The 21243-nt window shown below is 54.7% G+C and carries 19 protein-coding genes; 2 read left to right on the top strand and 17 right to left on the bottom strand.

Annotated elements, in window-relative coordinates:
• Nucleotides 1–18 precede the first annotated feature (18 nt).
• The 12 genes from BLQ59_RS10580 to mnmA all read right to left on the bottom strand — a co-directional run bounded on the left by BLQ59_RS10580 (nucleotide 19) and on the right by mnmA (nucleotide 13247).
• Nucleotides 19–1185, bottom strand: a complete 1167-nt coding sequence (locus tag BLQ59_RS10580) for a M20 metallopeptidase family protein (protein WP_176756787.1) — start codon at nucleotides 1183–1185, stop codon at nucleotides 19–21.
• Nucleotides 1186–1453: 268 nt separating this feature from the next.
• Nucleotides 1454–2476 carry a uroporphyrinogen decarboxylase family protein gene (locus BLQ59_RS10585; RefSeq protein WP_074572865.1) on the bottom strand — a complete coding sequence of 341 codons (1023 nt, stop codon included), beginning with the start codon at nucleotides 2474–2476 and terminating at the stop codon, nucleotides 1454–1456.
• Between the two features lie 10 nt (nucleotides 2477–2486).
• Nucleotides 2487–3158 (bottom strand): corrinoid protein, encoded by a 672-nt coding sequence (locus BLQ59_RS10590; RefSeq protein ID WP_074572866.1) that lies wholly within the window; start codon nucleotides 3156–3158, stop codon nucleotides 2487–2489.
• Entirely contained in the window at nucleotides 3148–4059 is a 912-nt protein-coding gene (locus BLQ59_RS10595) for a uroporphyrinogen decarboxylase family protein (RefSeq protein WP_074572867.1), read from the bottom strand. Before BLQ59_RS10595 ends, BLQ59_RS10590 begins: the two co-directional genes overlap by 11 nt.
• Nucleotides 4060–4091: 32 nt before the next feature.
• Nucleotides 4092–6017 (bottom strand): ASKHA domain-containing protein, encoded by a 1926-nt coding sequence (locus BLQ59_RS10600; RefSeq protein WP_074572868.1) that lies wholly within the window; start codon nucleotides 6015–6017, stop codon nucleotides 4092–4094.
• Nucleotides 6018–6044: 27 nt separating this feature from the next.
• Nucleotides 6045–7457, bottom strand: coding sequence for a monomethylamine:corrinoid methyltransferase (locus BLQ59_RS10605; RefSeq protein ID WP_074572869.1), 1413 nt, complete (start codon nucleotides 7455–7457; stop codon nucleotides 6045–6047).
• A gap of 74 nt (nucleotides 7458–7531) precedes the next feature.
• On the bottom strand, nucleotides 7532–8182 hold the full coding sequence (locus tag BLQ59_RS10610) for a cobalamin B12-binding domain-containing protein (protein WP_074572870.1): 651 nt from the start codon (nucleotides 8180–8182) through the stop codon (nucleotides 7532–7534).
• Nucleotides 8183–8212: 30 nt separating this feature from the next.
• Nucleotides 8213–9238, bottom strand: a complete 1026-nt coding sequence (locus BLQ59_RS10615; protein WP_074572871.1) for an MtaA/CmuA family methyltransferase — start codon at nucleotides 9236–9238, stop codon at nucleotides 8213–8215.
• Nucleotides 9239–9400: 162 nt separating this feature from the next.
• Complete coding sequence (locus BLQ59_RS10620) at nucleotides 9401–10021, bottom strand: peptidase C39 (protein ID WP_074572872.1); 621 nt, start codon at nucleotides 10019–10021, stop codon at nucleotides 9401–9403.
• Nucleotides 10022–10069: 48 nt separating this feature from the next.
• The gene (locus BLQ59_RS10625; RefSeq protein WP_074572873.1) at nucleotides 10070–11260 is read right to left on the bottom strand and encodes an ATP-grasp domain-containing protein; all 1191 of its coding nucleotides are present in this window, start codon (nucleotides 11258–11260) and stop codon (nucleotides 10070–10072) included.
• An 18-nt stretch (nucleotides 11261–11278) separates the two neighbouring features.
• A complete protein-coding gene (locus tag BLQ59_RS10630; RefSeq protein WP_074572889.1) occupies nucleotides 11279–12025 on the bottom strand; it encodes an esterase family protein in 747 nt (248 codons plus the stop codon).
• Nucleotides 12026–12179: 154 nt separating this feature from the next.
• Complete coding sequence (gene mnmA, locus BLQ59_RS10635) at nucleotides 12180–13247, bottom strand: tRNA 2-thiouridine(34) synthase MnmA (RefSeq protein ID WP_074572874.1); 1068 nt, start codon at nucleotides 13245–13247, stop codon at nucleotides 12180–12182.
• Between the two features lie 216 nt (nucleotides 13248–13463).
• Between mnmA and BLQ59_RS10640 the strand changes: the two genes are divergently transcribed.
• On the top strand, nucleotides 13464–14729 hold the full coding sequence (locus BLQ59_RS10640; protein ID WP_074572875.1) for a dicarboxylate/amino acid:cation symporter: 1266 nt from the start codon (nucleotides 13464–13466) through the stop codon (nucleotides 14727–14729).
• Between the two features lie 226 nt (nucleotides 14730–14955).
• The gene (locus BLQ59_RS10645; RefSeq protein WP_074572876.1) at nucleotides 14956–15360 is read left to right on the top strand and encodes a hypothetical protein; all 405 of its coding nucleotides are present in this window, start codon (nucleotides 14956–14958) and stop codon (nucleotides 15358–15360) included.
• A gap of 72 nt (nucleotides 15361–15432) precedes the next feature.
• Here the strand turns inward: BLQ59_RS10645 and BLQ59_RS10650 are convergent, their stop codons facing one another.
• The 5 genes from BLQ59_RS10650 to nifH form a co-directional block, all read right to left on the bottom strand.
• Complete coding sequence (locus BLQ59_RS10650) at nucleotides 15433–15978, bottom strand: rubrerythrin family protein (protein WP_074572877.1); 546 nt, start codon at nucleotides 15976–15978, stop codon at nucleotides 15433–15435.
• Nucleotides 15979–16056: 78 nt separating this feature from the next.
• Complete coding sequence (locus BLQ59_RS10655) at nucleotides 16057–17205, bottom strand: glycerate kinase family protein (protein WP_074572890.1); 1149 nt, start codon at nucleotides 17203–17205, stop codon at nucleotides 16057–16059.
• Between the two features lie 209 nt (nucleotides 17206–17414).
• Nucleotides 17415–18782 carry a nitrogenase component 1 gene (locus tag BLQ59_RS10660; protein ID WP_073090163.1) on the bottom strand — a complete coding sequence of 456 codons (1368 nt, stop codon included), beginning with the start codon at nucleotides 18780–18782 and terminating at the stop codon, nucleotides 17415–17417.
• Nucleotides 18775–20361 (bottom strand): nitrogenase component 1, encoded by a 1587-nt coding sequence (locus BLQ59_RS10665; protein WP_073090164.1) that lies wholly within the window; start codon nucleotides 20359–20361, stop codon nucleotides 18775–18777. The genes BLQ59_RS10660 and BLQ59_RS10665 overlap by 8 nt, the downstream gene beginning before the upstream one ends.
• A gap of 15 nt (nucleotides 20362–20376) precedes the next feature.
• The gene (gene nifH, locus BLQ59_RS10670) at nucleotides 20377–21234 is read right to left on the bottom strand and encodes a nitrogenase iron protein (RefSeq protein WP_073090165.1); all 858 of its coding nucleotides are present in this window, start codon (nucleotides 21232–21234) and stop codon (nucleotides 20377–20379) included.
• Nucleotides 21235–21243: the final 9 nt, after the last annotated feature.

Raw genomic sequence — 21243 nt, forward strand, 5'->3', positions numbered from 1 at the left:
CTTTCAAATTTTCTTCTATTAATCATTCCGCCCTAAGTATTCCAGCGCGTAATTAATATGCAAATCTGCGGCGATGTCCACCGCTTCTTCTGCCGGTGCCAGCTTCTCGCTATGAAGCACCCTGGCAGATGCAGAACCTTCCAGATAGACACCCACATGAGCATAAGCTCCTTGGCTTTCCTGCAGGTATTCGGAAAAATCATCCCCGGCAAAGCCAAAGATGGGTGCCTCGCTGATCTCCACCTTGTCTTTTCCCAGGAGGTTTTCGGCCACCTGAGCCACCTCCTGCCGAGCTGTCTCATCGTTAATCAGCGCCCGGGCAAAGCAATCGTATTCGCAGAGTACCTGCACGCCATAGCTGAGCCCCGCACTGTCAGCCAGCTCACTGATCTTTTTCTTGAGCTGCTGGCGGCTGTCTTCGGAAAAGGCCCGGAAACTGCCTTCGATAACGGCATGGTCCGCTATGATATTGTAGGAAGTGCCCGCCTTGAAGGTGCCGATGCCGATATTGATGGGCTCCGAGGCTGGCAACAGTCTGCCGGGGAGCTTAGCGATTTCTCCCACCAGCAAAGCCCCGGCCTGCAGGGCATCCCGTCCCAGATGAGGCTTGGATGTATGGGCCTTCCTGCCCGTAAGGGTGATGCGAAAGAAATCACAGGAAGCCGCATCGGCTTTCCGCGAGAGCACCACCTTGCCCACCGGCACATCGGGCGCGATATGCACCCCGAAGGCCCGTTCGTAACCTTTGGTCAGCCCCTGCTCCTGAAAATACTGGGCGCCATGACCAAACTCCTCCGCCTGCTGGAAAGCCAGCAGCACCGTGCCGGAAAAGCTATCCTTCAACTCTGCCAGTTTCTTGGCCGCTGCCAGCAGCGCCGCTGTATGGATATCATGGCCGCAGGCGTGCATGATGCCGGGATTCACGGATTTATAGGGAAGGTCCGTCTGTTCCTCAATGGGCAGGGCATCGATATCCGCCCGCAGCAGGATCTTCCGGCCATTATCCTGATGGCCCTTTATCCAGCCATAAGTCCCCGTCTCCCCGACAGCCTGATACTCAATGCCAAACTCCCGCAGCTTTTCCCGGATAAATTTGGCTGTGTCGTATTCCTGCCCGCTGAGCTCCGGGTGCTGATGGAGATACCGACGGCTCTCCTGGGCAAATTCTTTATCGCAATGCTGCATATCCGTCACCTCATTTCTTTCAGGAAACCCAAGCTTCATGCGAAACAGTGTTTCGCACTGCGCCCTTACACGAACACTAAGCTCCCACTGCGCCTTTGGCTTGTGCTCGCTAAGTGTTCATAGTAAAAAGAGGTTTTGCACAGAAAATGCTTCTATGCAAAACCTCTGGTTCTTCCAGTCAGTTTCCTCGCTTGACGATGACCTTATGTTACACTATTACACCAATCATGTCAATAGGTGTAAACAAAATTTGCCCAAAAATTTTTCCTCAACTGTATTTTACAGTGCCTGTCATGGCCGCAATATTCTGCACCGGAGTTTTGGTAGACAGGCCGCAGGCCGGGCTGATGATATCAATCTTATTGTTCACCAGCCGTTCCGTCACCTGCTGTATCACATCTGGTGTCTGCAGCTGCAGGGCAAAGGTGCTGACATTGCCCATGACCACACCGCCATCCCGCACCTCTTTGATATCCAGCAGATTGACCATGGCATCGGTGCTGATGGCATCCCCCCGGATAGCGGACAATGGCTTTTTCACTGCGTCCAGCCGCCCGCAGATATGCACGATGGCCTTGGTATCCATGGCATGGATGGCATCCAGCAGCTTGTTGAGATAGGGTACGGCGTAGTCACCGAACATCTTGGGGCCAAGGATTTCTCCCGTGGCCGTGGGATCTGCAATGGTGATCACCGAAAAACCACTGTCCACCAGCACCCGGGCATATTCGATCAGGAAATCCGTCACATAATCCAGCACCCGATGGGCATTCTCCTTATCCTTCCGCAGCTCCTTCAGGAACACCATGGGGTCCACGATGGAAGCCGCTGTAGATACCGGTCCCGTGAGGCTGCCAATAACGGGAATATCCGGCTGCTGACGGCTGATGGCAAAACCAGCCTCCGCAATAGCCGCAATCCGCCCCTCTTTCACCAATTCCTTCGGATCACGCTGGATGACATCGGCGCTATGTGCATAGTATTCCTTGGCAATCTTGGGTTCGCAGTCGTGATTGCCAAAGTCGATCTCGCTGCCCAGGATTTCCGCTTCCACGGTCATGCAGTAAGGAATACCGAAGTTCTCAAAACCCGTACGCTGCTGCACCGCCGTGGATAGCCTGGCCATGTCCGCCGCACTCTTATGCACTTCCGGGAAAAACAGCCCGCATTCATCCATCACATCGGTGGTAGCACTGTTCATCATGCCGCCGGGGCAGATGACCGGCGGGCGGTCAACCGTTTTTCCTGCCAGCACCCGGTCCAGTCTTTCTTTCGGCGATAGTTCATTCATAGGCATCCTCCTAAGCCGTCTGTCTGACCTTTTCTTCCAGTCCCACCAGTTCCTTGGCAATGCGGGCGGCTTCAGCCGCATTCACCGCATAGGCATCGGCTTTTATTTTCTTGGCAAAGCCTGGCGAGATGGGACCGCCGCCAATGACCACCTTGTAGTTTTTTCGTAGCTGCTTTTCTTCCAGCAGGTCAATGACCTCCTTCATGGCCGGCATGGCTGTGGTCATCAGGGTGGACAGGGCAATGATCTCGGCCTCATGCTCTTTGGCTGCCTGCAGGAAGGCCTGGGGCTTGATATCCCGCCCCAGGTCGATAACCTCAAAACCGGCGCTTTCCAGCATGATTTTCACGAGGTTCTTGCCGATATCATGGGTATCCCCTTCCACCACGCCAATGACCACCACATGTCTTTCGCTGTTTTCCTGACGGACAATATGGGGTTTCAGGATATCGATGCCCGCATACATGGCATCGGAACAGAGCAGCAGTTCCGGGATGAAATATTCCTCCTGCTCATAAAGCTCCCCCACCTTGTCCATGCCACGGGAAAGGCCATCTTCGATGGCCGCATAGGCATCATAACCCTCTGCTACCACCTGGCGGGCCAGTTCTGCCGCCCGGTCTTCATCCATGTCCACCACAGCCTCATAGAGTCCCTGGTGCAGTTCCTGCTCAGTTGCCATAATTTCTTTCCTCCTCATCAGCCAGTGATTCCCTAAGCTGTAATTGATACACGCCCCCATTGCAAAGAGGACTGTAGGACCGCTGCACGCAGCCATGCCCCCAAAAACGCCCGCGGGACTTATGGATAGCTTCCAGCAAGGCTTCTCCATAAGTCAGCTGCAGCACATCAAATGCTATCTTATCCGAGGTACAAAAGCCGGCTTTTTCAAAGCCCACCGAAGTGACATTGCAAAGATGTATGGCTACCCTTTGCGTGGCCGCCTCCATTTCCTTCAGCACTTCCCAGGAGATCCTGCCGCAGATCTGTTGGTAAATCTGCGGCGAGACCAGACTGCTGGCCACCGTGGGGTCCGCATAGGAAAGCAGGCTTACCCCATGGCACTCTGCCTCCTGGGCATAACGGGCCAGTTCCTTGCCAATCCGGGCGCATATCTGATTGAGCTTTCCGGGCTGCCGGTAAAGCCCCTTGTATATTTCCTTGGCCGAAATCAGTTGACCTAAAACGGTAAAGGGGCCTTCGATATTCAACATGATATTTTCTCCCTGGGCCTGCAAAATGGCAGCCGCCCGCAAGACCTCCGCCAGCCGCCCCTGGGAAAAATCCAAATGAGGCAATTCCTCAATATCTGCCAGCCGCTCATAACGGAAACGGGTAACCGCCGGCACGCCGTACAGAGAATTAAGGGATACCTCCGCCCCCAGGGCCTCGGCCTCGATGGTTACACAGAAGGGCAGCTTCACCCAGACATCGCGGTTCAGCCGCTTGACTTCCAAGGCCGCCCGCACCATATCCTCCGCCTTGCTGAACACCGAGGTATATCTTGCTCCGGCATTGCGGCAGAGGTCTTCAGTGATGGGGCGTTCCGGCTCTCCCAGGCAGGGAAAATCCTCCTCTCTCATAGGCTCCTCCTTTCCCGTCAATCGGATTTCCCCTATGTCAGATGGGGGAAACTATCCTTGGCATGGGGAATGGCCAGCGCTTCCATGAAACGCGTCTGGAAGTCCGGCTCCACCGCCGTTTCCACAAATTCCACCTGCCTTGCGACACTGGCCGCCTCCCGGCGCTTGTCGATATCCAACAGGGCAATGCGGGCACCATCCCCGGCGGCATTGCCCACGGCCTTGACGTTATCCAGATCACAGTCGGGAAACAGTCCCAAGGTCAGGGCACTCTGCTTGTTGATATAACTGCCAAAAGCCCCGGCCAGGATGACTTCTTCCACCTGCTCAATGCCGTATTTTTCCATCAGGTATTTCGCCCCCGTATAGATGGCTCCTTTGGCCAGCTGCACGGCCCGGATATCTCCCTGCTTGATGGTGATATCCTTATGGATGGCGGTTTCCTCCGCCCAGGCCAGCACATATTCCAGACGGCCATTCTCATCCTTGCGCACCCGGGGCGTTTCCAGCCTGCCGTTGATACGGCCGGCCTTGGAAATGATGCCCGCCGTATAGAGGGCCGCCACCACATCGATGATGCCGGAACCGCAGATGCCTTGGGCACCGGTGAATTTCAATTCAGGATACCAGGTCTCCTGTCCGATTACCTTATAGCGGGGTTCCTTGGTCTCCGCGTCTATCTCCACCCGCTCGATGGCGCCGGCTGCCGCCCGCATGCCAAAGGCAATCTGAGCGCCTTCCAGCGCCGGGCCGGTGGCACAGGAGGTGGATAACAACCTGTCCTTATTGCCCAAATCAATCTCGCCATTGGTACCAATGTCGATGATGAGTTTTACCTTGTCGCTCTTATATGGTTCCTCAGCCAGCAGCACCGCCACATTGTCCGGCCCTACAAAGCCCGCTTCCACCGGCAGAGAATGGATATTGGCCGCAGGATTGATGGCAATTCCCAAATCCCTGGCCTTGATATCCAAAGGCTCACTGACCGCCGGTACAAAGGGCGAACGCCCCATGAACTTCGGCTCCAGCCCCAAAGTGAAATGGTGCATGGCCGTATTGTAAACCAGCACCATTTCATCCACCTCCAGGGGCTTGCGGCCAATCTTCGCCGTCATCTCCGCAGCCAGTTCGCTGATAGCCTTCAGCATGACCTGCTGCAACTTGTCCCGGCCATCCTCATTGCTCATGGCATAGGATATGCGGGCCAGCACGTCTTCCCCATAGCCGATTTCCGGGTTCATGCGGGAGGCCCGCCCCAAAAGCTCCCCTGTGGTCAGATCACAGAGGAATGCCGCCAGCGTAGTGGTGCCAATGTCAATAGCGATGCCCAGACTCGGGGCGGCTTCTCTGCCCGGCACTACCCGGATGACTTCCTGCCCCTGCCAGACCGTGGCCGTAACCTGCCAGTCCTGCTGGCGCAAAACCTGCGGTAGGTCGCGGAGTACGTTATAGTCAACGGTCAGATGCTCCAGGCCATAGCTCTGTGCCAGTGCATCCAGCAGGCGCTGCCTGTCATCCCGGGCGTCGTCCAGCGCAGCAGGCTCGATGGTCAGGCTGTACTGCTTCACCGCCGGATTGAGGCTGTAAGCACGCGTCTTCCCCTGTTCCAAGATCACCTGCTTGGCCGTGCGGCTTTCTTCGGGCACCGTCACCACCAAATCCGCATTAACCTGGGCCAGGCAGGCCAGCCGGTAGCCCTGCTCTAGCTCCTCCCGGCTGAAGAATTTTTCTTCCACCGGCGAAAGCGCTGACACATGGCCCCGGCTGGATGCAATGCCCAGTTTCTCAAAACGGCCTTCTTCCACGATAACCCGGCATTTGCCGCAGACACCTTTGCCGCCACAGACGGCTTCAATGCCCACCCCCAGCTCCTGGGCTGCCGCCAGCAGGGTTGTCCCTGCCAGCGTTCTGCCCCGCCTGCCGGAGGGTTGGAATACAATCTCTACAGTATCCGCCACATCATCCTCTCCTTTCCACAGGCTTGCTTATTGGATGGGCAGGCCCATTTCACGCAGCTCGGCCTTTACCTTGTTGTAAATGGCCAGATATTCCGGCTTGGGCTGTACGGTCTTCAAATCGTAAGCCGTGCGGAAGTCCCCGCCCACGGTATGCAGGGTGCGGTTGTCAATCAGCGGCTGATACTTGGGCAGGATACGGTTGACCAGTTCATTGGCCTGTACACGCGTCAGCCGCGCTTTGCCCACGGCCTTGCCCACATCGGCGGCAAATCTTGCACCTAAGCCGCCAGCCTGGTCGAGGCCTGCACTCTGATGCCCCGTGCCACCAGCCACCAGGAAGCCCAATGTCGCACTGCCGATAGCTCCGGCTGCCGTCTCCCAGAAGTATTCCTCACTGTTGATGCCTGCCGTCATCTGCCAGGCGGCACCGACCAGTGCCGGGAAGTGGGTGTGCTTGCTGAAAGCCGCCCCGCCGTAGTTGGCCACATAGAGGGCGTACTTGCTGGAGTTGCTGAAGTAGAGCGCATCGGTCGGCCAGGTGCCCAAAAGCGTGGGCTCGTAGAGCATCACATAAGCCAGGAGGTCGGCCACGCCATTTACGGCTGAAGTTGCCGGGCCGCCGGCGGCACCGCCAATATAGGCCTGCAAGATGCCCCAGATGTTGGCGCCATAGGAATGCCAGAAATAAGCGCGGCTCATCTGGTCATAGTCCGTCTTGAGCTGAGGCATGATGTAGACATGGCGCACATCGCCCTTCTTCACGCCCCAGAGGGGATTGGCTGCTGCCATTTCCGCCTGGAGATTCACTGGCGTGGAGCCGCCATCGGGAAGTCCCGGACGGCCCACCCGCCGTTTTATATCATTGACGACTGCCACATGCTGCTGTTCAGCCATCATTTCAAAGGGAGAACCCGGTTTGATGGGTATCCCGTTGATTTCCGTCTTCACGCCCTGGAAATGCACATAATCCACCAAAGGTTCCTGTGCATAGGACAGGGCAATCTTCTCATAAAGGTCATCGGAAATCGGTCCTAAGATGCGGCCCATGGTGCCCACCGGGGTTGGCCCGTTGTCGTAATCCTCAAAGCCCCGGTGCGGAATGGTTATCGCGTCCTGCCCTTCCCCTAAAGTCACGCTGCGGGGCAGGTTTTCCAAAGCCGCGTCGATTTCCTCTTCGGTAAAGAGAATGCGTCGTTCCGTGGATACATTCAGGATACCCACGTCCAAGAGCAGTTCCTTGCCGGCCTGCCAGATGGCATCCAGCTCGTCATCGTCCGTAGGAACCACTTTGCCTTCAGCGTACTCAATGCCGTATTTCTTGGTGAGTTCTTTCAGTCTCGGCCAATATACTTTCGTGTCAAATTCCTTCTGGAAGGTGATGGGGCCAGTCTCACCGCGCCCCCAATACTCGATGAATTTACCTTTTGAACCATGGCTCATAGTCATTTCCTCCGTTCCCCAAAACACTGGTGCTTATGCACTCTTATCTAACATCACGGATCTTGCTTTTAGCTTCAGGCTACATGCAGCAACCGCTTAGCTAAGTTTACAGTGGCGATGGCATCCTGACCGTAACCGTCAGCGGCTATCTGGTCCGCCCATTCCTGGGTGACTACGCCGCCGCCCACCAGCACGATGAACTGGTCACGCACGCCCTTGGCCTCCAAAAAGTCTATCAGGTCCTTCTGCACCGGACGGGTGGTTGACATCAGCGATGCCGCCGCAATTACCTTGGCCCCCAGACGCTTGGCCTCTTCGAGGAAGCGGGACGGCGCCACATCCACACCCAGATCGTAGACCTCGAAACCAGCCGTAGCCAGGAAGGTTGCCACCATGTCCTTGCCCACCTGATGGATATCCCCCTGCACCGTGCCGATGACAATAGGAATGGCCTTCTTGCCTTCGGTGTTCTTCTTCTTGATTTCCGGCTCCAGTACGCTCAGGGCATTCTTGAAGGCATCGGAGGCCAGCATGATTTCCGGCAGGAATACCTCCATGCGTTCAAACTTCACGCCCAATTCATTGAGACCGTCCGCCAGCACTCCCACCGCTTCTACGGGATCAATGCCCTGCGCCAGCGATTCTTGGGCCAGCTCCAGCGCAGCATCTTCATCAAAGTCCAATATGGACTGCTTCAGTTCGCTTAAAATATCCTTGTCTGCCATTTTCATTCCCTCTCTTTCCCAAACACGAAATTACAGATCCAATTCGGCGGCTGCTTTGGTCAGCTCCAGCAGATTTTCCAGCGGCGTATCCGGGGCGATGGCGCAATCGGGCGAAATGGCATCCACACCAGCCGCCACGGACTGCTGTACCGCCTCGCGCACATCTTCCCGGCTGCCTTCCAGCAGCACATCGATGGGGTGAACCGCCCCCAGGATGGGAGTCGTTATCCCTGCCTGCCGGAACTCTTCCTTCGCCGCCGGAATATCTACCGCCGATTCCACACTGATGGCCGCAGCACCGGTGGCCGCCACATCTTTCATCACCTGATCCAGCTTGCCGCAGATATGAATGATGACCGGCACCCTGCCGCCGATGAAATCAATCAGCTGCTTTTCATAGGGAGCCGCCATGGCCTGATAAGTCTTCGGGCTGATCATATCCAGCGAGGCCATCATGTCTTCGATGACAATGGCATCCGCGCCGGCATCGATTATGGCCTGGGCATACTGTTCCGCAGTCTTTTCCGCTGCCTCGAAATAAGGCACCAGCTGTTCAGGCTTGCGGAGGCTGGCCTTCAGCAAAGCGGATACGCCGATGATATTGGCGGCCACGCTGAAGGGCCCCACCAGACTGCCCATCACCAGGGTTTCTGCCCCCACCGTCTGCTTGAGCCGCCGGATCGCATCCAGCACCGCTGGTATGCGTCCTTTGGCCGTGAAGTTTTCCGGTATCCGGGGCTCCTCCCCTAGAGAAAAGGCCGGCTTTGCTATGCTGGGCAGATGGGTTCGCCCGCCGTCCTTGATGGCAGAGCCATAGATTTCGGCTTCCACCGTCTGACAGTAAGGTACCCGCACCGCATCCAAATGGAGGATCTCGGCGCCCCCGGCCGAAAGCCTGGCCATCTTCTCCCCGTCATAATGCGCCTCCGGCCAGTACGCGCCGGTCTTTTCCATCAGGCCATAGGTGACATACTGACAGACGCTCAGGACAGGTATCCTGTCCACATCCTTTCCAGACAGCAGCGCCGTCAGCCGTTCTTTACCAGTCATTCCCATTAGCATTCCCCCTAACCTAAAACACAAAAAAGAGGTTTTGCGCAGGACTATCCTGCACAAAACCTCTGGTTATCCAGTCAGTTTGCTCGCCTTTTTGGCGTTGGGTTAATGTTACACTATTACACCCAGTCTGTCAATAGGCAGAAACTGATTTTTTGTAAATCATATGAAATATTCAATCGTTCTCTCCGCCGTGAGTTTGGTACGGGTGTCAAACAGCAACACAGCTTCCCGCTCCTCCACCTTGCCCAGGGAATAGGGCTGCGTCCCCTCCCGGTTGAAGCAGGCAAAGGGCACAATGCGGTTGTACTTAAGCGGATGCTGCAAATCCAGTTCAATCTCCGGACCGAAGGGATTTTCCTCCATGTAATAGGGATCAAAGAGGTAAATCCTCTCCCCTTCTCTTCCCGTCAGCAATACATAATGCTCCCCGTCCATATGCAGCCGCATGACCACGGCGCCGCTGCGGCATAGGGCATCGGTCACGAGGCTGTTTTCCCCGAGATAGACCTGCTTGCCGGAAAGGTACTGGCATTCGATGGGCAAAAGCCCCGCCTCGCCTGCTCCGGAAAGCCAGCGGGACAAAAACATCATGGCCATGCGGGAAGTGCCGTTCTGGCCTTGGACACCACTCTTGCCGTAGCAATCCAGCGAATAAAGCATGATATTGCGCAGGATTTCCGGCTGTATCTCCTCCCGCTCAAAGAGGAAGGAAACGGCATTCAGCAGCGATGTGGGGCCGCAGTCATATTCCGATACCTGATAACGCAGGGGATTTTTCATGGCTTGATTCCTCACTTTCATCTGCTGATCCGTTTGCCCGGTTTATATTCAGGCTTTCGCCTGCACAAAATGAATGAATTCCTGGGTAGCTGCATTATCGGGTGTTTTGACCGTATACATCTGATTCCCCATCTGCGGCACCATCATCTCCGGCATGCGCTCGCACATCACCATGCTGTCACCATAACGCTCCAGTATCTCCTCATGACTGTGAGCGTAGTTGTGGCAGTCCCGGCGGCTCGCATAGACGCAGTAGCAATGCTCGCCGCTGTCGGGGATTTTCCGTTCATTGTCCGTTATCATATCCGCCCAAATCTGATAGACATCCGTGGAATGAGCATAGTCAATCATATCCGGCGTATAGCCGCCCGCGGGACGCATATTCACTTCGAGGCCCACGAAGTCACCCACCTCGCCCAGACCTTTCTTGGCCTTGGTCAGGCGGAAGAATTCCAGATGCACAAACCGGCTCTTGACGTCAAAGGCCTTGACCGTAGCCCGCCCCATTTTCTTCAAGGCCTCCGGCGCATGGTCTACCGTATAATAGGACAGGTCCAGCTGCTTGATGACGATATCCATGACCGAAGGCGGCCAGACCGTCATGGACTCCAGCAAGGGATTGCCTTCATTATCCAGGATGGCATCGTAGGAGCAGATATCCCCTGTGATGAAATCCTCCATCACATAGGGCGCATCAGGCTTATTGGCAAAGAAGCGCTTCAGATCCTCATCATTTTCCAGCTTATAGGTATCCGTAGCCCCCACCCCGGTATCGGGCTTGACGATAACAGGATAGCCAACCTGACCGATAAAGGCCTGAGCCGCCTCATAGTCCGTGACTTTGGCGAGGCGGGCCGTGGGCACCCCGGCCTTGGCATAATACGCCTTCATGGCGGACTTATGCTTGATGCGGGAGATATTGGCATACTGTTCTCCCGTGGTAATGTGAAAATCCGTCCGCAGGCGGGCATCCTGTTCCAGCCAGAACTCGTTGTTGGATTCCAGCCAGTCAATCTTCCCGTACTTGAAGGAGAAGAACGCCACGGCCCGGAACACTGCATCATAGTCGGAAAGATCCGGCACGAAGTAGTATTCCGTCAAAGACGCCTTCAATTCCCCCGAAAGATTTTCATAGGGCGTGTCCCCAATGCCCAGCACGGTAACACCGTTCTTGTTGAGCCGGTCACAAAAATGCTCATAATGCTTGGGAAACTGCGGCGAGATATACACAAAATTCATTCCAAAAAGACCTCCCAATTAATTTTCATGCAACAGCTGGGGCAGGAAGTAGCGAATCTGCTGCTTCCACCAGTACCAGTCATGGTCCACATCATAGCCCCAGAAATCCACGGTGCCTTGGATGCCCTTGGCGGCAAAGATGTCCCGCATGATGGCGGTGGTGCGCCGCCCCTCATCCTCCCAGGCCCCCTGCCCCACGCAGAGGATCAGGGGCTTTTCGTTGTACTGAGCGATATAGGGATGATTGTTATCCATATTGCTCAGGAAATCGATGGGCGAATTGTCATAGAGGACAGGATTCAGCCAGCCATCGAAGAAGAACTTGGCATCATAGACACCGGACAGGGAAAGCATCCCGCCAAAGAGCTCCGGCCGGCGCAAAAAGACGATAGCCGCATGCATCCCTCCCAGGCTGCAGCCGGCAGCCAGCGGCAATTCTCCCGTGCCATTCACTTCCCGGATATAAGGCAGCACCTCATCAATGATGTAGTTATAATAAGCTTCCTGATGACCGGCCCGCCAGTCCTTATCCCCCCAGACATTGGACCAGGTCTCGATATCCACCGTATCCACGCAGAACAGCTGGATGCGTCCCCTGTCCAGATAATCCGCCAGCGTGTCAAGCATGCCAAAGTTCTCAAAGTTATCGCTCATGGCATCCTGGGTGGGAAACACCAGCACCGGTGTCCCCCCTTGCCCGTAGATGCGTATCCCCATATTGTGCTGCAAATTATTGCTGAAGCGGCTGACATACTGTTTCTCCATATCATCACGACCTTCCCCATAGGTTTTCTGCTGGCATAGAAAAGAGGTTTTGCCCAGAAAAATTCTCAGCAAAACCTCTGGTCTTCCAGTCAGTTTCTTTTTGACGTTGGGTTAATGTTACACTATTACACCCATCATGTCAATAGGTGTAAACTTAATTTGCCAAAAATATTTTCCCGCCACCAATGATACGGCCTTCGTCGTCATAAAACACCGCCGACTGCCCCGGTGCCGGCGCGCGGACGGGTTCGGCAAATCTTATCTGTATCCTGTCCTCGCCCACCCGCTGAAGGCGGGCCGCCGCCCCCGCATGGTGATAGCGTATCTTTACCTGAGCGGATACGACTTCTCCCGGTGCAATATCTGTCAGGGACATAAAGCAGAGATTCTCGCACAATACTTCATCTGTATAGAGCCCCTCTTCCCGGCTGACCACCACTTCATTGGCGGCGGCTCTTATCTCCTTGACATAGGCCGGATAGCCCAGGGCCAAGCCCAAGCCTTTCCGCTGCCCCACGGTGTAATGGATAATCCCCTTGTGGCGGCCTAAGACCTTGCCCGCTTCATCCACGAAATTTCCTGCTGCCGTCAAATCCTTATCGCTGTATTCTTCGATGTAATCGGTGTAACTGCCCTCGGTAACAAAACAGATTTCCTGGGACTCTTCCTTGTCTGCCACATTCAGCCCCGCCTTGCGGGCAATATCCCGCACTTCCTGTTTCGTCAGCCGCCCCAGGGGCAGGATGGTACGAGCCAGCTGCTCCTGGGTGAGCTTGTAGAGCATATAGGACTGGTCCTTGCGCCCATCGGCCCCCTGCTTCAAGGTGTAACGCCCATTGGGCAGCTGCTCGATCACTGCATAATGGCCCGTGGCCACATAATCCGCCTGCATGGAGGCCGCCACTGCCAGCAGCTGATCCCATTTCACATAGCGGTTGCATTCCACACAGGGGTTGGGCGTGCGCCCTGCCTCATAATCGGCCACAAAGGGCTTGGTCACATAATCGTGAAAACAAGCCACCGTATTCCAAGGATAGTATGTGATGCCCAGCATGGCCGCCGTCCGGCTGGCCTCGTCAATCTCACAGCACTTGCTGCTGCCCGCCGTCCAGGATTTCAGCGTGATGCCGATGACCTCAAAACCGGCCGCCTTCAATAAATATGCCGTTACCGCACTGTCCACACCACCGGACATGCCTACAATTACCTTGCCTCTGCTCATATAAAAATGTTCTTCCTCTCTTTCACTGTCATTAATGGCCTAATGTTATATCTTTTAACCTATTATGTCAATAGGCATTTAATTGTATAGGTTTACAAATTGACATGTCAATCGTAAAAGGTATATACTCTTGGTATTATAAACATCCATTATTTCATTATTTTCGTACAGGTGTATCTTTTTCAAGGAGTCATTTTATTTTATCAAGGAGGCATTATGAAAAAACTAAATCTAGCCACTCAGGTGCTGATTGCCTTTGTCATCGGCACAGTCCTCGGCATCATCTTCCAGAAGGACATCCTGTTCCTGCAGCCTGTGGGTGACATCTTCCTGCGGCTGATCCAGATGATCGTCGTTCCCCTGATTTTCTTTTCCATCATCGGCGGCATCGCCAATATCGGGGACATCCGCAAGCTGCGGCGCATCGGCTCCAAGGTCATGGGCTTTTACGTCATCACCACCATCCTTTCCACCATCATCGGTTTAGCCGTCGCCAATCTTATGCAGCCGGGCAAAGGCTTCAGCGCTGACCAGATTGTCGCCACAGGCGAGCCCATCAAAGAGGCAGACCCCATGACGGTGGGCGGCACCATCCTGAGCATGATTCCCTCTAACCCGCTGCACGCGCTCAGCGAGGGCAATATCATGCAGGTCATCGTCTTTGCGGCTTTCCTGGGCATCGTCATGACCATCCTGGGCAATAAGGTCTGCACCGTGAAAAAATTCGTCGAAGAAGGCACGCTGATCATGTTCAAACTCACGGATTTGGTCATGAAGGTCACGCCGCTGGGTGTGCTGGCCCTGGCTGCCTGCAGTGTAGGCGAATACGGCACGGCCATGTTCAGCGCTTTGGGCATGTTCATCCTGACGCACTATGTGGGGGCATTCTCCGTTATCGTGCTGTTGTATCTCTTCATCATCAAGGTCATTGCCAAGGTGCCGCTGACGGAATTCTTCCGCAAGATTGTCAGCATCTGGCTGGTGGCCTTCAGCACCACCAGCAGTTCCGGCACCCTGCCCGTCAGCCTCAAAGTCACGGAAGAGGATTTCCATGTCAAGAGCGAGCTGGCGTCCTTCTCCTTGCCGCTGGGTGCTACCATCAATATGAACGGCATCGCAGTTTACTATGCCGTCACCATCATCTTTGTGTCCCAGATTTACGGCGTTGATTTGACGCTGGGCCAGCAGGCCATGTTCATCTTCCTGACCACTTTGATTTCCATCGGCACCCCGGGCATCCCCGCCAGCGGCATCGTGCTGGCCATCATGCTGCTGAACACCATGGGCCTTCCCACCGCCATCATGGGCATGATCGTAGGCATCTTCCGCCCCATCGACATGATCCACACCGCCCTCAACGTAACCGGCGACGTGGTCAGCACCCTGGCCGTGGCCCGCATGGAAAATATGTTCCAGGATGAAAGCGAGGACGCATCATCACAGCTTATCGCCGAACCGGCTTTCGAGCACGAGAAAATTTAAAGTCAACCTGAAAATCAGGTACAAAACGGGCGGCCTGACCGGTCAAATTGACTGGTCAGGCCGCCCTGATATTGTATTATGGAGTTGATTTGTCAAAAGCAAGGGAATTTCACATCACTTTGAGTATAGAGTTTTAGAATCTTTTGAATTTTAGCAGGATTATTGAGTAGTATGGCGAATAAATAAATGTGTAGGTGTTCTAACCTTTATGAAGGAGGTATGTTCTATGAAGGCTCTCACATTAAGGCTTCTGGCTTTGATTGCGCTGGCTCTGTTCTGCGCTGCCGCACTCCCTCAAGGAGCAGAGGCCAAACCGCATATCAAATTCAGCATTGAACGCGTCCATATGCGTCAAGCGGGCCAAGTGGAAATCGTCGGCTATTTCGAGAATACCGGTGACCAAGGGGCATACGTCAAATGGACAGAGCTTGATATCACGCTCATCGCCAGCAACGGGCAGCAGATGTGGGCAGATACCGGCATCCGCCACTATGTGAACGACATCTACGTTCCCGCAGGCGGCTACAAAGCGTACACTTACCGCGTCAAAAACCCGGACATTCCCGAATATCATGGAAAATTCCGTTATCGCTGTCATACCAACACGCACTGGGGAAAGGCTGCTGGTTAATGAAAAGACTGCATAATTAAGTAAAAATTGACAGGTCAATCACTTTTGACCTGTCAATTTTTTACCTATTTTTTACATACGAGCTTTAAATGCCGCTTTCGGCTGGCCGCAGAGTGGGCAGACGTAATCGTCCGGTTCATCATCCATGCTGCCTTCGTGTTCAAAGCCGCATACCGGGCAGATATATACTTCTTTGCCTGCCTGGGACGGTGCCTCCGGCTGGTACTTGTCCAAAAGTTCCTGCATCATTACACCGTGATGACCTTCTTGCTTAGCAAATACTTCCATTTCGTCAGCGGCTTCATCAAAGCCTGCTTCCCGCATCTTGGCAGCCATGGCCATAACCTTGACTTCACCAGCTTCTTCCGCCTTCTGCACTGTACGCACAAGGCCCCAGAAATCCTGCGGATATCTGCCGTTAAGGTTGGCATAGAAACCGGCATGTACGGCTTCCTGATTGGCAGATTCAATGAATTTCTCTGCCGCATCATCCAAGCCCTGCTCCTTGGCCAGCCGTGCCAAAGCATAATACATCATCGTGCCATTGGCTTCTGCCTGCATGATCATCTTGACCATCTGTTCCAGTTCCGTGCCCTTCGTCAAACCGTAAATGCTCATTTCCAAACCCTCCAAAAATATATTGTCAATTTTCCTCTCTGGGTTTATTATATTTACTAAATTCTATTTTGTCAAATGTTATTTTCTAAAATCGTAAACTTTTATCAGCCGCATCACCTGCTCTACACTATCCACCATATTCTGCCGGGCTACGGCAGAATCCATAGCTTCTTCCAGCGTCGATACTTGCCGCAATATAGGAAAGAACGCGTCAATACCGTGCTCATTGCAAATCTTTGCCTCTGCAGTCACGCCGCCGGCCAAGGCAATGACTGGCTTATTATGACGCTTGGCAATCCTGGCCACACCAATGGGAGCCTTTCCCATGATGGTCTGCCCATCCAGCCGCCCTTCCCCGGTAAGCACCAGGTCAGCCTTTTCTATCTGCTCCTCAAGCTTTGTTTCGGCCAGAACGATCTCAATACCAGATTCCAGCTTAGCCTTGGTATAAGTGAGAAAAGCAAAGCCCAACCCGCCAGCCGCTCCGGCGCCGGGAGATTCAGCATCGGCATGGAGGAATTTCCCGCGGGATAGTTCGGCATAACGGGCCATCCATTTATCCATATCCGCAATATCACCAGGACTTGCCCCCTTCTGCGGGGCAAAAACGGCACTGCACCCCTGCGGGCCGCAAAGGGGATTGGCCACATCACAGGCAATGCGGAAGGTGCAGTCCTTGAGTTCCGGCAGAACATTGCCCGTTTCAATGCGGGCAAGTTTCTTGAGCCCAATCGCACCGCGAGGAACATGCGCACCATTTTCATCCAGCAGCTCATAGCCCAAGGCCTGCAGCATGCCGAGACCACCATCATTGGTAGCACTGCCGCCGATGCCGATGATAAAATGACGGCAGCCATGGTCGATAGCATCCCGCAAGACTTCCCCCACACCATAAGTAGTGGTATAGAGGGGATTGCGCCTGTCCTGGGGCACCAAAGTAAGTCCCGCAGCAGCAGCCATCTCCACAATGGCCGTTTTCCTCTCTGGCAAAATACCATACTCAGCCACGACCTTATCCCCCAGCGGACCAGTAACTTTCACTCTATGCAGCTCACCGCCCATGCCCAAAGTCAGTGCCTCCACCGTGCCCTCGCCCCCATCGGCCAGAGGCATGACCTTGACCTTAGCATCCGGAAATACCCGCTCGATACCAACGCAGGCAGCCTCCCCCGCCTCAAGAGAAGTCATGCTACCCTTAAACGAATCTATCGCAATTACAATATTCACCACAACCCACCTCACAGAATCAAACTGATACAAGTATATTTTTCTTCGCTCCCAATGATAATCCTGCCAAGGAACGAAAGTGACCTTGGCGCAGGTGCTTGCTTTCATGCGGGCCATTTAGTGCGCAGGCCAAAAAGCAAGCACCTGCGCCACTACGCACTAAAAAAATCCTCGCCCGCTCCCAAAGAGCCAGACAAGGATTTTGTAATTTATGCAGATTTGCTGATAGCCGTAGTAAATATCTTTTCCAACAGCGTCAGCGCCCCACGATAGCCAATATAGGTTTTGTTAAGCACCACGTCATAGGAAACCGGGTAGCTGACTTCCACGATATGGCCGTTCAGCTCCTTGACCACGTCACGTTCCCAACTGGTGCCAAAGATGACCGGCGGCTTATGGCCGTAGTCTTCTTTTTTCAGCAATTCGCCAACGATATAGCCGTCTTCCACAAATTCCACCTCGGCGGACACGTCATCAGCCAGATGCTTGTACTCTTCCCGGATGGCTTCCCGGTATTTTTCTGGCGTATGGTCGGTGATGAACTGCTTGACCGGGATAAGGCCCAGCTGATTGACCACGAACTTGTTGACGGCCAGATTATAGGCCGCATCACTGACCACGGAATAGGTCGCCGGCAGGCCCCACCAGTATTCGGCATAGAAGTCGGTGAAGTGTTCCAGATAATAGTAGTATTCCTTTTCCTCCTGTTTGATGAACTTTTCCGTCTGTACTTCGTTCTCCTTGGCAAAGGAAGCAATGGCTCGCAGGAATTCAGCCACCTGCTTGGCACCGATGGGCAACACTGGCAGGTGTAGATAAGGCTGGCCGTACTTTCTTTCCAACAGCTTAGCCGTCTTGACACCCAGCCAGGGCCCCACCACCAGGTTGAACTCGGCATTGGGAATGGTCAGCCATTCCTTGACGCCTTTGGAACCATAGCCAAAGAGGATGTTTACCTCCCAACCGGCCCCTTCCAAGATGCGTTTGAGTTCCGTCAAATCGCCCCGCCAAAAGGTATTCTGGAAGGGCAGTTCCGACCAGACATTGATCAGGCCCTTCTTTTTCGTGTCTTTATCCTTGGCATACTTATCCACATACTGCTCGATAATGGCCTCGGTGACAATCTCGTGGCCCGTGAAGTTATTGCCCTTGAAGCCGCCGGTTTCCGCCGACACGATGGGCACACCCTGCTCCTGATAGCGGGCCACCACGGCGCCGATATCGTCACCGACGATTTCGGGGATACAGCCGTTGAGCACCACGAACAAATCCCCATCCATGATTTTGAGAGATGCAGCAATGAGTTCATCCAGATGCCGCGCTCCGCCAAAGACCACATCTTTTTCCTGCAGGTTTGAGCTGGGCGGTACGGCACCGCCGGAATAGCCGCCCCCCTGATAGCCATTGTAGAACACCAGGCTGGTATACTGCTTGTCCACGCAGCCGGGGCCACAGTGGGTGATGGGGATGGCGCCGGGAATGGCGCTGACGGAATGGAGTGCCCCCAAGGCGCAGCCATAGCGCACCTGATTGATGGAATTAGTCTGACCGTTCTGGTCCTTCTTGATTTTAGGCATGGGCAGCCTCCTTTCTTTCCTGCTCGGCATGGAATTCATCGGCGTCAAATTTTGCCAGTTCCGGGTGTTTGGCCAGAATATAGGCATCCTTCTGCTCCAGCCACCACTTCTTATAGGGCAGTTTGACATGCCGCTTGATATCGTCATGGAATTTCTTGTGGGCCAGGATTTCCAAAATGGTCTCGCCCAGATTCACAATGCCGTCATAGCCCACGGCGATGTGCTCATCCCCCAAGGGCGCTGCCGGAATTCCCAGGCGGGCTGCCAATGGTGCCAGACCGTTATGGCGGATCAGCAGGAAGTCGGGCTTATTCTCCTGCAGGAAGGCGTACAGCTGATACTGCTGGCGATTGGACACATGGAAGTTCTTTACCTGGCCATAATGCTTGTTCAGATGACCTAAGGAATCTTCCCGGGAATCGCCGCTGTCGTAAACCGGATCGTGATGGAAGGTCAGCGAACCATCCACCTCCACTTCCAGTTCCCGCAGGACCTGAATCAGGCCATGGGCATAAGCCGAACCTGTGGCCACGAAGCCCTTGACGCCTTTGAGTTTTTTCTTGAGTTCCTCAATCTTCGGTTTGACTCTTGCGTGTTCCCTGGCAATGAAGTCCTCCACCAGATGTTCCCGATGGGTGACCTTGGCGATTTCCCGCAGCCAGGCGTCCGTACCGGCAAAGCCATAGGGCATGGGAGCCTTGACTTCGGGCACGCCGAAATGCTGTTCCAATGCCGCCGCCATATAGGAGGACAGCGTGTAGCAGAAGCCCACGGTGGCTGCCGCTTCGGACATCTGGGCCAGCTCCTCCACCGACGCCAGGTCCACCACATAATTCACCCGCAGGTTCAGATTGGCCAGCATGGGCGTAAACACATCGGAACCCCAGAGATTGATGACATTGACCAAATCCTCCTGTTTCTTCGTCGGGTTCTTGCGCACAATCTGCCGCAGGATTCCATGCTGGGTGGCGTCAAAGCCCGTGCTCCAATGCTTGGAGCGGAAGCCTTCGCAGGCCAAGGGAATCACCGGAATGCCCAGCTCTGCTTCCTTCTCGTCCGTAATGCTTTCGATATCCTCACCGATAATGCCGGTGGCGCAAGAGGAAGCCACAAAGATGGCCTGGGGCTGATAGCGTTCCCAGGCATCGTCAATGGACTGGCGCAGCTTGTCGGCGGCACCGAACACCATATCGCTTTCCACCAGGTTCGTGTTGATAATGCGGATGTTTTCTGCCTTGAAACCGCGCATGACCAGACCATTGCGGTAGATGTTGTTATAGGGAACCTGACCGCCACCGCAGCCGATGGGCGCATGCTGAATGAGCACTGCATCCCGGACATTGCCGGCCTGGCATTCTACCATCTGCTCACTGCAGACAGAGCCTTGGGTAAAGGGGCCCTGCAATTCGCAGAGACGGCAGTTGCCGCCGCAGCCCGTGCCCCGTTCCCGCTGGCCGCGCAGTTCGTAGCTGGACTCTTTATGCAGTTCCTCCGTGGTGCCGTCCCAGGCGATGATGGTTCCCAGACGCTGTTCGCGCTGCTCCACGGAGGGAATATCCAGATTGATTTTCTTTGGCATAAGCTCTCCCTCCTGTCAGATGCGATAATCGTCTTCCACGTTATCCATCAGGCCGTACTCCAGCAAGATCTCTTCGAGCCTGTCCTGCGTCATGGGCTTGGGAATCACGAAGAGCTCATTTTCCTCGATTTTCTGCGCCAGCTGACGGTATTCGTCCGCCTGATGTGCATCGGGCTTGTACTCGATAACGGTCTTCTTGTTGATTTCCGCGTGCTGGACGATATTGTCGCGGGGCACGAAGTGAATCAGCTGTGTGCCCAGTTCTTCGGCAAAGGCTCGCAGCAGTTCGATTTCCCGGTCCACGTTGCGACTGTTGCAGATGATGCCGCCCAGACGCACGCCGCCCTTTTCCGCATAGCGGGCAATGCCCTTGGAAATATTGTTGGCGGCATAGAGAGACATCATTTCGCCGCTGGCCACGATGTAGATTTCCTTGGCCTTGCCCTCACGGATTGGCATGGCAAACCCACCGCAGACCACGTCGCCCAAAACATCGTAGAACACATAATCCAAATCATCGGTATAGGCCCCCAGGCGTTCCAAGAGGCCAATGGAGGTGATGATGCCGCGGCCGGCGCAGCCTACCCCGGGTTCCGGACCGCCGGATTCCACGCAGCGAGTCTCGCCATAACCGGTCTTTAAGATGCTGTCGAGCTCCACGTCCTCCCCTTCGTCACGCAAGGTATCCAAAACGGTTTTCTGGGCCAGACCGCCCAGCAGCAGGCGGGTGGAATCTGCTTTGGGATCGCAGCCCACCACCATGACCTGCTTGCCCAGTTCTGCGAGCCCCGCCGTCAGATTCTGGGTGGTGGTGGATTTGCCGATACCGCCCTTACCGTAAATTGCAATTTGTCGTAAGCCTTCTTTTGCCATAAAAAAACT

This window comes from Pseudoselenomonas ruminantium, assembly GCF_900104055.1.
GTDB lineage: Bacteria > Bacillota > Negativicutes > Selenomonadales > Selenomonadaceae > Selenomonas_A > Selenomonas_A ruminantium_C.